Source organism: Arthrobacter sp. TWP1-1 (assembly GCF_049897845.1).
Lineage (GTDB): Bacteria > Actinomycetota > Actinomycetes > Actinomycetales > Micrococcaceae > Specibacter.
The window spans coordinates 117,258-130,208 of record NZ_JAFCXC010000005.1 but is presented as its reverse complement, the minus strand read 5'-3'; the positions used below and the strand labels follow the sequence as shown (position 1 = coordinate 130,208).

Genomic DNA, 12,951 nt, shown 5'->3' with positions numbered 1-12,951 from the left:
GGAGATTCCCCCGGACGGGGTCCGGCCGGCCGAGCCTGTGGACACAGCTCCGGTGTTGGGAATCACCATGCTCCGGGTACTTGTTCAGCGGGTTCCGCCGATAGAATTGATTGGCCCCCAACGGCGCGGACTTCGGGTTGATTTCCACCCGAAAATCAACTTTTCGCCTCTTTCTTGGGAGCCCCACATTGTTTCAGGCCACACGCCATAGTGTCGGATCAGACATTCTACTGGCACGTCACGGCAGTGCCATTTCGTCCCTGCGCCTCGACCGCGCCCGCGGGCAGGTCGTAGCCAGGCTCTCCGATGGTTCCTTCGACTCGGCACCCAACCTGATCGATCCGGCCTTGATCATGCCCGGTCACCTTGACGATGACACCAAGGTCATTGCGATCGCGGTTGCCGCGGCCATTGGCCTCTCGGTGCTTCTGACCACGGTCATTGCCGCGGTCTATTCGATGGCCAGCCCGGACCAGCTGGAAAACATCACGACCATGATGGCCGGCTACACACCCACCCTGTAGCCTTCGTGCTCCTGTAACTTTGCCGCTACAGGAGCGTCCGTTCCATCCCCACCAAACGTTCGTGCAGCGCAAGTGCCGATACATCCGTCAGTGAAGCAATCTGGTCGATAACCACCCGCAGCCGTGCGTCGTCGTCGGCCGCATCCCGCCAATCAGCGGCAAACATGGTCTCAAGATGAGCATCGCCCGTCGCACTGAGGACGGCCACCAGCTCACTGAGGATGTCCTGCTGGCGCTGGTAGATGGGCTGGCGGTGATCGGTGGTCATGACGAAAGTTGTGGCAAGGCCCTTCATGACAGCAATTTCCAGCATGGTCTCGTGAGGTACCACGACGTCGGCCGCGTACCGGGCCAGGCGGTCGGGCCCATAAATGTCCCGGGTGGCGCCGACAGCACTCTGGCAGAAGCGGCCGATCAGCTGGCTGGTCATGTCCTTCAGCGCCGCCATGGAGCGACGGCTGCCATCGGCATGGCGGACCCACACATCGGTGGCCTCCAAGCGGCGGAGCGCCTCGTCAATTTCGGCGGTGTCCAACGTGGGCAGGTACCACTGCTGGGTGTAACCCAAAACGCGGTTCCGCTGATCCTGGTTGGACAGCCATTTCAGCTGCACATGCCCGGCGACAATCGCATCCTCCACGTCGTGGACGGAATAAGAGATGTCATCGGCCAGGTCCATAACCTGGGCCTCGATGCAGCTCTTGCCTTCCGGAGCGCCGCGACGCAACCACTCAAAGACCGGAAGATCGTCGGCGTAGGCGCCAAACTTACTGGTCCGCAGCCCGTCAATCAGGGGCGCGTCCTGGGCAAGCCACGGGTATTTCGCGGAGGCATCCAAGGACGCGCGGGTCAGATTAAGGCCGGCCGATCCGCCGTCGGCCGTGAAAACTTTCGACTCGAGGCGCGTCAACAAACGCAGAGTCTGGGCGTTGCCTTCGAATCCACCAATGTCATGGGAGAGCTCGCTGAGCACCGATTCACCATTGTGACCAAAGGGCGGGTGGCCAAGATCGTGGGCAAGGCAGGCGGTGTCCACTACATCGGGATCGCAGCCAAGGGTACGGCCCAGTTCGCGGCCAATCTGGGCAACTTCAAGACTGTGGGTCAGGCGCGTGCGGACAAAATCGTCCGTGTCAGGTGCAACCACCTGCGTCTTGGCACCGAGACGGCGCAAGGCCGAGGAGTGCAGCACTCGGGCCCTGTCGCGTTCAAACACCGTGCGGAAGCTGGTTTTTGGGGCCTCCTGAACCCACCGCTGTTGATCGTGGGGCAAGTACACTGGCTGCGAATCGGAGGACATATCCCTAAGTTTAGGGCCAACGCGAGAATGCTCGGGGACGTTGCAGGCTGTCCACAGCCACGACGCCCAGCCCCACTCTCGCGAGAGCGCGGGACGAGGGCGGTTATCCGCCGGAGACGTCCAGCTCGGCGCCGACCAGCTCAACCTTTTGTGAACCACTGAGCGTCCGGGCATCCAGCCAACCGGCAGGAAGTGCGGTGCGCTTGGGTGTGCCAGCGCGGCCACGGGGACCCTCGGCGTCGACACCCGGGTAGCCTTCGGTGGTGTCCAGCTGATCGAGCAGTTCACGCAGGACTTCCAGCGTGGGAACCGTGGAGAGCTTGGCCCGGAGTTCCCCGCCCACCACATACCCCTTGAAGTACCAGGCCATGTGCTTGCGGATGTCGCGCAGGGCCTTGTTTTCGTCGTCGAAGGTGTCAACCAAAAGCTCGGCGTGACGGTACACGGCAGCGGAAACCTCGCCCATTCCGGGCTGGTGACGGTCATCGCTGCCCTCAAATGCGTTCATCAGATCGCCGAACAGCCAAGGGCGTCCCTGGCAACCACGACCAACCACCACACCGTCAACACCGGTCTGGCGGACCATGGCAATGGCGTCCTCTGCGCTCCAGATGTCGCCGTTGCCCAGGACGGGCACATCCGGCAGGGCTTCACGGAGCCGGGCAATGGAGTCCCAGTCCGCCTTGCCCGAGTAGAACTGGTTCGCTGTACGGCCATGCAGCGCAACCGCGGCGACGCCGGAGTCGCGCGCAATACGGCCAGCTTCAAGATAAGTCAGGTGGTCCTCGTCGATGCCCTTGCGCATCTTGATGGTCAGCGGCAGGCCACCCTTGGACGCCTCGCGGACGGCGGTCTGCACAATCGAGGTGAACAAATCCAGCTTCCACGGCAGGGCAGCGCCACCGCCGCGACGGGTCACCTTGGCCACGGGGCAGCCGAAGTTCAGGTCGATATGGTCCGCATGATCTTCCTCCACCAGCATGCGCACGGCCTTGCCCACGGTTTCAGGGTCGACGCCGTACAGCTGTACGGAGCGGATCTTCTCGTCCTCGTCGTGGCTGATCAGGCGCATGGACTCGGGCGTGCGCTCTACCAAGGCGCGGGAGGTCACCATCTCGGAGACAAAGACACCACCACCATGTTCGCGGCAGAGCCTGCGGAACGCGTTGTTGGTAATTCCGGCCATGGGGGCAAGCACCACGGGAGTTTCCACGGTGATATTGCCCAGCTTCAAGGGCGGGAGGTCCAGTTTGGTGTCGCTGGTGGGGATGTCGGTAAGAGTCACCTGACAATTCTCTCAAATCCCGCCAAATTAAGCGTCCACTCCCCCACGCGAGATAGGCCACGACCGCATACTCCGCCCTGACACGCCGGAATTCGGGCGCTCTCATGGTCAGCAACGTGAACAAACTCACGGCGGGCGGTACTGATCGTTGTGCTGCTAATCCTGCAGCCAAGCCACTCCGGCGGTACCTATCCGGTGATGAGTGGACTTAGCGAGCTGACGACTGGTGGAATAGACTCCCGGTTGTGGGTATCGGTGGCATTCTCTGAACTTCTCGCGATTCTCGCGATCGCGTCGGTGGCCGTGAACGCCCTCAGCGCAGCTCGTGTTCTTCTAAAAAACTAAGGAAATCCAGTGCCCCGCATCTCCCCCACGAAGATGGCAATCCTGTCCGCAGCGCTGGAGCTCGGTGCCGTTAACGGTATTTCCGGGACCACCATGGAACAAGTGGCGGAGCGGGCCGGTGTGGCCAAGGGCAGCGTTTACTACAACTTTTCCTCTAAGGACAAGCTGTTTGAAGAGCTGTTGACCACCGGCGTGAGCACACTGGCCGAGACACTTTCGCAGGCCCGGCAGTCTGCGGCAGGTTTTGCCGCCATCGAGGCCATGGTCACGGATATGCTGACCTTGATTGCCGAGAACCGGGCCTTGGCCAAGCTGATGGCCTCGGAAATTTTCCGCACCGACAGGGCGTGGCAAGATGCGGTGCAGACCCTGCGTCGGGAGGCCATTAGCGAGATCGGCACGGCCTTGGCACCACTTGTCCCCGCAGCTACGTCAGAGCCCAGCCGGCTCCTGATGGCTGGCGGCATTTTCGGGGCAACACTTATGGGCGGCCTCGAATGGCTGCTCTTCAGCCCGGAGACCGACGTTGCCGAGGTCTCGGCCGCGATTCTCTACACGTTTTCAGGGAAACTCGCCGCGTAGTTTGGGCCGGTAGCCCACGCCCACGACGCCGGGGCGTCACCTTCGCCGCGAAGGTGACGCCCCGGCGTCGTACTTTTGGAGTTAGAGGCCAAGGATGGTGGTGGCAATCAGGAAGTAGATGATCAGCCCGGTCGCATCAACAAAGGTTGAAATGAACGGGTTGGAGAATACTGCCGGATCGGCCTTGACCGCCTTGCCGAGCAAGGGCATGAGGCCGCCGATGCTGGCCGCCATGGTGCACACGCCCAGCAGCGTCAGGCCGATAACAAGGCCAATCGGCACCGTGAATGCGAGGGAGGCAATCGTGAATCCGAGGGTTCCCAGCAACAGGCCGAGGAAGGCACCAACCCGAACTTCGCGGGCAAACACCTTGAAGACATCGTTCGGGCGCACATCGCCCAGGGCCAAGGCGCGGGTGATGGTGGTGGCTGCCTGATTACCGGTGTTGCCGCCGGTGCCAATCAGCAAGGGGATGAACAGCGAGAGCACCACCTGCTGTTCCAGCGTTGCCTGGAACGCGCCAATGACCTGCACCGTGAGCGTCGCCCCCAGTGCCAGTACCAGCAGCCACACAACCCTGGCCCGCACAATACTGCCAACAGGGGTGGCAAGGTATGGCCGTCGCAGGGGTTCGGTACCGCCGGAACGGGCAGCATCCTCGGTCTCAGCATCTTCCAGAATCTGCAGGGCATCGTCAACTGTCAAAATGCCGACGAGGCGATCCTCGGCGTCAACGATGGGCAGCACCAGAACCTTTGCGTCGGCGCAGTAGCGGGCGGCTTCCTCGGCACTTTCCGTGGCCGCAATGCTCAACGGCTTCTTCATGAGCTCGGAGATCAGGGCTGAATCATCGGCACGCAGGACATCGCGGAGGGAGATCACACCCACCAGGTGACGGCCGGTGTCGGTGACGGGAATCGTGTAGATGCTTTCGGCGTCGTCGAGCTGGTTGCGCACGCGGGCGAACGTTTCGGCGACACTGAGATGCGGATGTGTGGTGACAAATTCCGGGCTCATAAAACGCCCCACCGCACGCTGCGGGTAGCCAAGGACCGTGCTGGTCAGGGCCCGTTCCTTCTCGTTGAGACCTAAGATCAGCCGGTTGGCGAGCGATGCGGGCAGTTCATCCATCAAAGCCACGCGGTCGTCGGGACTCAGCTGGGCAAAGACTTCGGCCACCTCTGCTTCCTGCAGGCCGGAAACAAGGTCAGCCTGCAAGGCAGTGTCGAGGCGCTCAAAGACTTCAACTGCACGCCCCTTGGCCAGGGTCCGGTAGGCGAGCGCCCGCTCGATGGTGTTCAGGCGTTCCAATTGTTCGAGCGTTTCTGAGATGTCCAACGGTGCCAGGGCGCCTGAAACGGCAACGAGGTCCTGCGCACCGAGGGCCTTGCCTAGGCGCTCCGCGCTGTCGTCAAAGGTCTGAATGGGGTACTTAATCATGATCCGAATCCCTCCGGTGGGTGCATACGACGACGCGCCACGGGGCTGGCCGCGGCGGTGTCTGCCATGGCAGTGGCCATGGCTGTATGCAAAAAAATGGGTGTTTGGTGTCAAACTCTCATGACCGCCACCGCGCGGAACCGGGCCGGAAAGGAAGCACACCTGCATGGCCCGATCAAGAAATTCGGGAGTTCTCGCCAGAGCGCAGTGCCTACAACACGGAAATCATCCGTGTGCGGCTACAGCGTGGGGAACTATGAGGAGGTTGTTTTCCTTTGGCGCAGGCGAGGCTCGCGCGGCGCGGTAGATCGACTATGTCCGTCTTCCATGCGTGCGTCCCACCTCCAACTACACCAGGCCCCAATGGGCACTTTGACTACCCATATAAGGGATCCATTGCAGATCACCGGGTATGTCTACAATCCTAGGCCACGGCGCCAAGGCGCACGAATCGCGTTCCCCACCCTGTGGGGCGAGCCATTGTGTTCTGCACCGCGGGCCACTAAGAATGGACTATGACGGTCACGTTGAGGTCTTTGGAAACCGCAGTTCCGCCCACCATCCTGATTCAAGAGCAGGCTAGGGACGTGTTTGCCGCCCAACCGGGGCTGAGCCGGCTAGGCCAGAGGTTGGTGCGCACCTGCTTCGATTCGGCCGCGATCGACACCCGGCATACCGCGGTGCGTGAGCTGAGCACAGCCTTCCAGGGTGAGAACCCCATGTTCTACGACGGCGCCTCGGGGCTGCTGCTCAACCCCACCACCAAGGAACGCAACGATCTCTTTGCCGCCGAGGCCGCCCCGCTATTCATTGAGGCGGCGAGCAAGGCGGTTGCCGCTGCCGAGGGGTTGACCGCCGCCGACATTACGCATGTCATCACGGTGTCCTGCACCGGGTTCTTCAATCCCGGTCCCGACTATAAGGTGGTGCGTGCCTTGGGCTTGCACCCCTCTGTGCAGCGCTACCACTTGGGGTTCATGGGCTGTTACGCGGCGTTCCCGGCACTGCGCGCAGCCAAGGCGTTCTGCGAAGCCGATCCGGAGGCCGTGGTCCTGGTGGTCTCAGTGGAGCTGTGTTCCTTGCATGTGCGCACCTCCAATGATCCCGACACCATCATGGGCTCCTCCCTGTTCGCCGACGGTGCCGCAGCCGCCGTGATCACCGCACGCGAGCTTCCCTTATCCGCCCCGGTCATTGAACTCGACCATTTTGAAACTGTGCTGACGCCCGTGGGCGAGGATTCGATGGCGTGGAACATCGGCGACCACGGCTTCGAAATGGTGCTTGACACTTATGTTCCAAAGATCATCGACGAGCACATTGTTGGCGCCTTGGAGCCGCTATTGGCGAAATCTCCAGAGCTTGCCTCGCTCCCCTATGGCAGCATCCGTCATTGGGCTATCCATCCCGGTGGCAGAAGCATCCTCGACAAGGTGGAAGCGAAACTGGAGCTCAGCGAGGAGCAGCTGATTCCGGCAAGGGAAACCCTGCGCCGGTACGGCAACATGAGCAGTGCGACTGTCATGTTTGTCCTCAAACACATTCTCGAGCAACCGGCCACGGAGCCCGGGGAGAGCATCTGTGCCATGGCTTTCGGGCCGGGGCTCACCGTGGAGACGGGGTTGTTCACGAAGATTAGCCCTGCCCTACTCCTCGACCACGACGAGGCACTCGCAGCTCATGCCTGAGGCGCTCCCCGCTACTTTCGAAAGGTGGATTCTCTCAACACGGGACGAGAACGCCGTTGAGGAGATGGACAAGCCCGGCTGCGATCCGGCCAAGCTGGCCCGCACCTACGCTCAATTCCCCCTCATCAACCGCGTCGTATCGCGCTGGCACAGCGTCTATAAGCATCAAATCAAGCCGCTACTCTCACCCACGCAGGAAACCACCTTGCTCGACATCGGCTGCGGCGGCGGGGACATCGCCGCCGATCTGGCCCGGTGGGCCGCCCGGGACGGCCTGCGCCTTGCCATCACTGCCATCGACCCCGACTCCCGAGCCATCGACTTCGCCCGGACCGCCACTACCAGCACACCCCAGCCCGGCGTGACGTTCCGCTGCGCCCACAGCGCCAGCCTCGTCGCCGAAGGCGCCATGTTCGACGTCGTCATTTCCAACCACATGCTGCACCACCTCACGCCGGGGGAATTCCAGGGCCTGCTGCACGATTCGGCCCTCTTGGCGCGTCGGGCTGTGATCCACAGCGACATTGTCCGCAGCCCACTGGCCTATGCCCTGTTCTCGGTGGGAACGCTGCCATTCTTCCCGGGGTCGTTCATCCGCACCGACGGGCTGACCTCGATCCGCCGCAGCTATACGGCCCCGGAACTGCGCGCCGTCCTGCCGCCTGGTTGGCGTGTGGAATCGGCCCTTCCCTACCGAAACCTTGTGCTGCTCAGCCCATCGAAGCCCCATGTTTGACGTCGTCATTGTGGGCGCCGGACCGGTGGGCCTGTATCTGGGTGCCCTGCTGTTGCAGGAAGGACTGTCGGTTCGGATTCTCGAAAAGCGCACCGAACCCAGCCAGCATTCACGCGCCATCGGCATCCACCCGCCTGCCCTTCGTGCCTTGGAACGCGCGGGGGTCGCCGAGTCCATGGTGGCCGAGGGGGTGCGGATCCCCCTTGGCGTGGCGCGAAGGGGCGGGCGTGAGGTGGCGAAGCTGTCCTTCGCTCAGGCAACAGCTACGTGGCCGTTCGTGCTGAGCCTGAAGCAGGCTCGTACCGAGGCGATCCTGGCCGCCCGGGTTGCTGCACTTGACCCTGCGGCCCTGGTGCGCGGCATGTGCGTCACGTCCCTGCACGACGCCGGAACGTTCGTCACGCTTGCCGGTCACCATCGCGGAGATGCGGCTGCCACGTTTCAGGCGCGGCTGGTCATTGGCGCCGATGGTGCACGCTCAACCATCAGGAAGCTGGCGAACATTCCTACTACCGGGCGCGATTACCCCGACACGTATTTGATGGGGGATTTCCCTGACAGCGGTAGGGATGGGGCGGCCGCGGTTTTGCATCTGGAACCGGGCGGAATTGTGGAATCGTTTCCTGTACCGGGCGGTCTACGCCGGTGGGTTGTCCACACCGACTCCCTGTTGGCGGGGGCCACCGCCACGGATCTGGCCGCACTCATCGAGGAACGCACCGGGGCGCGTGTGGACCCCGCAGCGAATAGCATGCTCAGCGCGTTCGGAGTCCGGTCAACCCTGGCAACGCGGATGGTTGCGGGTCGGATCGCGTTGCTGGGCGATGCTGCGCATGAGATCAGCCCCATCGGCGGGCAGGGCATGAACCTTGGCTGGCTGGATGCCGCCGCCCTGGCCCCGATCATCGTGGCGGCCCTCCGCGGTGAAAGAACCGGCAAACGGCTCCAGCTGTTTGAGCGTCAGCGGCGGCAAGCCAGCCGCAGGGCCTCGCGCCAAGCCTGGCTGAACATGGCGCTGGGACGGGCCTATCCGACGTCGTTCTTACACGTTTTGCACGCGATCCTCAGACCGATCTTCCGGTTACGCCGGGTCCAAAACCTTGCTGTCCGCCGCTTCACCATGCACGGCTTGGACGGGCGCGGCTGAGGGAGATTTTCCCGTGGCCTTCACGACGGCGACAGCGACGGCTGTGGTGACCGGGATGGCCAGCACGAGGCCGATCGAGCCCACCAAGATGTGCACAATTTCCTCGGCAAGTTCGGCACCGGTCAGGGCTGTCAGGAGCGGCTGCTCAAAGAGCGAGACCATCAAGAGCACGGGCAGGGCGCTGCCGGCGTAGGCGAACGCGATGGTGTAAACGGTGGAGGCAATGTGGTCGCGGCCGATGCGCATTGCCGAGGTAAACAGTTCCCGGGCGCTCGTGTGTGGGGCCAGCTCGTGCAGTTCCCACACGGCCGACGATTGGGTGATCGTGACGTCGTTAAGGACGCCGAGGCCGGAGATGACCAGCCCACACAGGATCATGCCGGACAACGACATGCCATTGGTCATGTTGGCCAGTTGGTACGCGTTTTCACCGGTGGTTCCGGTGAGCGCGGCCGCATCCACCGACCACGCCGCCAGCCCGGCCGTCACTGCGAGGCCAAAGAGCGTCCCGAGTAGCGCCGTGGAGGTGCGCACGGAAAAGCCGTGGGCAAAATACAGCACGCCAAACATGATGGCCGAGGACCCAACTAGCGCAACCATGAGCGGGGACTGCCCCTGAGCAAGTGCGGGCAGAATGAACCACGCCAAGACCGCGAAGGCGCCACCAAGACCAACCATGGCCCGCAAGCCACGCCAGCGCGCCACGGCAACAACCACCACGGCATACACAAGGGCCAGCAGGCCCATGGGGAAGGTGCGGACAAAGTCCATGAACACATATTTGGCGCCGGAATTCTCGGCACCCGTGATACCAGGAAGCTTGGAAAGGTCGAGGTAGCTGATCTTATCGCCCGCCCTGACCGCCCGAGAGGCCTCGATGTCGGGGCTGACCACAACCGGAACATCCGCGCCACCGGCAACAGCCGTGTAAGCGATGAAACAGCTGGTTCCAGCCAAACCGCCGGCATTGAGGGCACAGTCTTCGGAAACCGTGCGAGTCACAGAACCCTTCACGATGCTGGCGCCCGGAGCGGCGGAATAGGGATTCGACGCGGGGGCCTTGCCCGAATCGGCGCTTGGCCACATGACCACCATGGCCACAACCGTCAGGACGGCCAGCGGCACCAGAATCCAGCTCAGCAGTACCACCGCCCGCCGTCGCAGCGCCTTGCGACGCCGCAGTTCTGGCCGCGTCAACGGCGTTTCATCAGCATGCGAATGTGAATGACCCATGGGCTGAATTCAGTCCTTCGGTTGTGCGTGCGACGTGCTTGCGGGATGGATCTCGACAGGCTCGATCACCGGCGGAACGGACCACCAGCGGGCGGGAGCCGGAGGCCAGTACGCGGGCTGAGCCGGCATTTTTTGTAGGCGACGTAAAGGAGACATCTAAGGCCGCTAGCGGCCGAGGTGTCGGATAGTCGCCGGAAAAATGCCGGTCAGCCCGCGAGGGTCTCGACAGGCTCGACCAGCGGTGGTGGTGCTATTCGCCGACGACGAGGGTTTCGGTGCCTCGGACCTTGGCCGCACCCACGGAAATCATGGGGTTGACCACGGCCGCGAGGGCGTCCATGGAGTCGTCGAGTTCCAACAGCACCGGGTACTGGTGGGTGATGAGCGCGAGCAGATCGTAGACGGCCTGCACGGCGACATCGTTTTCCAGCGTGGGCTCCACACCGAGGAACACCTCGGAGGCGCTTGCCGGAATGTCCTCATTCGTCTCGATGCTGCCTTGTGAGTAGCTCAGCGCAAAGGCCTGGATCTTGCCCTTCTTGCTGGGAGCCACGGACGCGCCAAAGGCACTTTCGGGCTCGGCTCGTAGGACAAGTGCACCGTGGGCACCCGTGAGATCGTCCAAGAACATGCGCTGAACAACGCCGGCGCTCAGGGTTCCTGTGGGATCCCACTGGTTCACGGACTCGTAGTATCGGCCCACAACATCGGTTAGTTCAACCGAGCCGGTGGCCAGATCCTGCACGCGTGCCGTGGCCTCTTCCTCGGTACCTTCACCGAAAACGGGCAGCTTGAGCGCGCCGGGGCCAACCTCAACAACACGATTGCGCTGCAGCACAGCCAATCCCATCGCCTCGGCGAACGCCGCACCCGAGGTGCCGGGGGCAACCTTGGTGCGCAACGCCGTCGTACTTACCAACCCTGAGGCAAGGGCTCCGTCAGCTTCACGGCGAAGCATGGTCAGCAAGGTGGCTCCGACGCCTGCGCGCTGGTGATCCTTGGCAACCTCAACAAAGACCCAGAGCCGGTTCGGGTGCAACTTGGTGGAATAGACGACGCCGGCCGCGACCGGGATGCCCTGATCCTCGGCCACGATGGTGCGGCGCCACGGATTGGCGTCCTGAGCCGTCGTCAGCGCGGCGCGGAACTGTCCGGCCGGGGCGGAATCGGCGTCTCCCCAAATCTCAAGGAGAGTCAGGTCATCGCCGTCCTGCCACGGCCGGTATGAAAGTTCAGCCATGCCTAAGCACCCAGAAGGCGGGTAGCCAGGTAGCTCTGAACCTGGTCCAGGGGCACGCGCTCCTGGCTCATGGTGTCGCGTTCGCGGATGGTCACGGCGTTGTCTTCGAGGGTGTCGAAGTCAACCGTGATGCAGAACGGCGTGCCGATCTCATCCTGGCGACGGTAACGACGGCCAATGGCGCCGGCGTCGTCGAACTCGATGTTCCAGTGCTTGCGCAGCGTGTTGGCGAGCTCCTTGGCCTTCGGGGACAGGTCCTCGTTACGACTCAGCGGCAGTACGGCAGCCTTGACGGGGGCAAGGCGCGGGTCCAGTTTCAGAACCGTGCGCTTGTCCACGCCGCCCTTGGCGTTGGGTGCCTCGTCCTCAACGAATGCGTCCACCAGGAACGCCATCATGGAACGCGTCAGGCCGAAGGACGGCTCAATGACGTACGGGGTGAAGCGTTCGCCCGTGGCCTGATTGAAGTAGCTCAGGTCGGTGCCGGAGCCCTTGGTGTGCGAACCGAGGTCGTAGTCGGTGCGGTTGGCGACACCCATGAGCTCGCCCCACTTGGAACCCTGGAAGCCGAAGTTGTACTCAAAGTCGATGGTGCCGGCGGAGTAGTGGGCGCGCTCGTCCTCGGGGACGTCAAAGCGGCGCATGTTCTCAGGGTTGATGCCCAGATCGATGAACCAGTCCCAGCACAGCTCAACCCATTCCTTGAACCACTTCTCGGCGTCTTCGCCGGGTACAAAGAACTCAATTTCCATCTGCTCGAATTCACGGGTGCGGAAAATGAAGTTTCCGGGTGTGATCTCGTTGCGGAAGGCCTTGCCGATCTGGCCGATGCCGAACGGGGGCTTCTTGCGGCTGGTGGTCAGCACGTTGTTGAAGTTCACAAAGATGCCCTGCGCAGTTTCCGGACGCATGTAGGCCATGCCGGCCTCACTGTCGACCGGGCCAAGGAACGTCTTCATCAGACCGGAGAACAACTGCGGTTCCGTGAACTGGCCCTTGGTGCCGCAATCGGGGCAGACGATTTCGCTCATGCCATCTTCGGGCTGGCGCTTCTTCTTCGCCACGAATGCCTCAACGAGGTGGTCCTGGCGGTGGCGCTTGTGACACTGGGTGCACTCGACGAGCGGGTCGGTGAACGTTGCGACGTGACCGGAGGCTTCCCAGACTGCCTTGGGCAGGATGATGGAGGAATCAAGGCCCACCATGTCCTCGCGCCCGCGAACGAATGACTGCCACCATTCGCGCTTGATGTTTTCCTTCAGCTCTACACCGAGGGGTCCGTAATCCCAGGCCGACCGCGAGCCGCCGTAAATCTCACCGGCCTGAAAAACAAAGCCGCGACGTTTCGCGAGTGAAATGACCAGATCAAGCTTGGACTGAGGCGCCACTTTTTACTCCTATTATTTACGAGGCCGCTGGGTGCGGTCCGTC

11 protein-coding genes are annotated in these 12,951 nt (G+C 62.7%); 5 read left to right on the top strand and 6 right to left on the bottom strand.

Features of this window, described 5'->3' with window-relative positions; genetic code table 11:
- Positions 1 to 188: 188 nt before the first annotated feature.
- Positions 189 to 524, top strand: coding sequence for a hypothetical protein (locus ACP7B9_RS11025; protein WP_425863322.1), 336 nt, complete (start codon positions 189 to 191; stop codon positions 522 to 524).
- 25 nt (positions 525 to 549) lie between these two features.
- On the opposite strand, the gene ACP7B9_RS11020 is transcribed toward ACP7B9_RS11025, so the two are convergent.
- Together ACP7B9_RS11020 and dusB are read right to left on the bottom strand one after the other, a co-directional pair.
- Positions 550 to 1,824, bottom strand: a complete 1,275-nt coding sequence (locus ACP7B9_RS11020; RefSeq protein WP_425863320.1) for a deoxyguanosinetriphosphate triphosphohydrolase — start codon at positions 1,822 to 1,824, stop codon at positions 550 to 552.
- A 103-nt stretch (positions 1,825 to 1,927) separates the two neighbouring features.
- Complete coding sequence (gene dusB, locus ACP7B9_RS11015; protein ID WP_425863318.1) at positions 1,928 to 3,109, bottom strand: tRNA dihydrouridine synthase DusB; 1,182 nt, start codon at positions 3,107 to 3,109, stop codon at positions 1,928 to 1,930.
- A 354-nt stretch (positions 3,110 to 3,463) separates the two neighbouring features.
- Between dusB and ACP7B9_RS11010 the strand changes: the two genes are divergently transcribed.
- On the top strand, positions 3,464 to 4,036 hold the full coding sequence (locus ACP7B9_RS11010; protein WP_425863317.1) for a TetR/AcrR family transcriptional regulator: 573 nt from the start codon (positions 3,464 to 3,466) through the stop codon (positions 4,034 to 4,036).
- Between the two features lie 81 nt (positions 4,037 to 4,117).
- Here ACP7B9_RS11010 and mgtE read toward each other — a convergent pair whose 3' ends face one another.
- Entirely contained in the window at positions 4,118 to 5,476 is a 1,359-nt protein-coding gene (gene mgtE / locus ACP7B9_RS11005) for a magnesium transporter (protein WP_425863315.1), read from the bottom strand.
- A gap of 515 nt (positions 5,477 to 5,991) precedes the next feature.
- On the opposite strand from mgtE, the gene ACP7B9_RS11000 reads away from it, so the two are divergent.
- The 3 genes from ACP7B9_RS11000 to ACP7B9_RS10990 are packed head-to-tail and all read left to right on the top strand — an operon-like array spanning position 5,992 to position 9,047.
- Entirely contained in the window at positions 5,992 to 7,164 is a 1,173-nt protein-coding gene (locus ACP7B9_RS11000) for a type III polyketide synthase (protein WP_425863313.1), read from the top strand.
- Complete coding sequence (locus ACP7B9_RS10995; protein ID WP_425863311.1) at positions 7,157 to 7,900, top strand: class I SAM-dependent methyltransferase; 744 nt, start codon at positions 7,157 to 7,159, stop codon at positions 7,898 to 7,900. The genes ACP7B9_RS11000 and ACP7B9_RS10995 overlap by 8 nt, the downstream gene beginning before the upstream one ends.
- Positions 7,893 to 9,047, top strand: a complete 1,155-nt coding sequence (locus tag ACP7B9_RS10990) for an FAD-dependent oxidoreductase (RefSeq protein WP_425863309.1) — start codon at positions 7,893 to 7,895, stop codon at positions 9,045 to 9,047. The genes ACP7B9_RS10995 and ACP7B9_RS10990 overlap by 8 nt, the downstream gene beginning before the upstream one ends.
- Here the strand turns inward: ACP7B9_RS10990 and ACP7B9_RS10985 are convergent.
- The 3 genes from ACP7B9_RS10985 to ACP7B9_RS10975 form a co-directional block, all read right to left on the bottom strand.
- Positions 8,982 to 10,280, bottom strand: a complete 1,299-nt coding sequence (locus ACP7B9_RS10985; RefSeq protein ID WP_425863307.1) for a YibE/F family protein — start codon at positions 10,278 to 10,280, stop codon at positions 8,982 to 8,984. The genes ACP7B9_RS10990 and ACP7B9_RS10985 overlap by 66 nt on opposite strands.
- A 250-nt stretch (positions 10,281 to 10,530) precedes the next feature.
- The gene (locus ACP7B9_RS10980) at positions 10,531 to 11,520 is read right to left on the bottom strand and encodes a GNAT family N-acetyltransferase (protein WP_425863305.1); all 990 of its coding nucleotides are present in this window, start codon (positions 11,518 to 11,520) and stop codon (positions 10,531 to 10,533) included.
- A 2-nt stretch (positions 11,521 to 11,522) separates the two neighbouring features.
- Positions 11,523 to 12,908 (bottom strand): glycine--tRNA ligase, encoded by a 1,386-nt coding sequence (locus ACP7B9_RS10975; RefSeq protein ID WP_425863303.1) that lies wholly within the window; start codon positions 12,906 to 12,908, stop codon positions 11,523 to 11,525.
- Positions 12,909 to 12,951 lie beyond the last annotated feature (43 nt).

Coding starts and splice junctions, on each gene's coding strand:
- mgtE (WP_425863315.1), bottom strand. CDS start 5,476: ATGATTAAGTACCCCATTCAGACCTTTGACGACAGCGCGGAGCGCCTA.
- ACP7B9_RS10980 (WP_425863305.1), bottom strand. CDS start 11,520: ATGGCTGAACTTTCATACCGGCCGTGGCAGGACGGCGATGACCTGACT.
- ACP7B9_RS11020 (WP_425863320.1), bottom strand. CDS start 1,824: ATGTCCTCCGATTCGCAGCCAGTGTACTTGCCCCACGATCAACAGCGG.
- ACP7B9_RS10985 (WP_425863307.1), bottom strand. CDS start 10,280: ATGGGTCATTCACATTCGCATGCTGATGAAACGCCGTTGACGCGGCCA.
- ACP7B9_RS10995 (WP_425863311.1), top strand. CDS start 7,157: ATGCCTGAGGCGCTCCCCGCTACTTTCGAAAGGTGGATTCTCTCAACA.
- ACP7B9_RS11000 (WP_425863313.1), top strand. CDS start 5,992: ATGACGGTCACGTTGAGGTCTTTGGAAACCGCAGTTCCGCCCACCATC.
- ACP7B9_RS10990 (WP_425863309.1), top strand. CDS start 7,893: ATGTTTGACGTCGTCATTGTGGGCGCCGGACCGGTGGGCCTGTATCTG.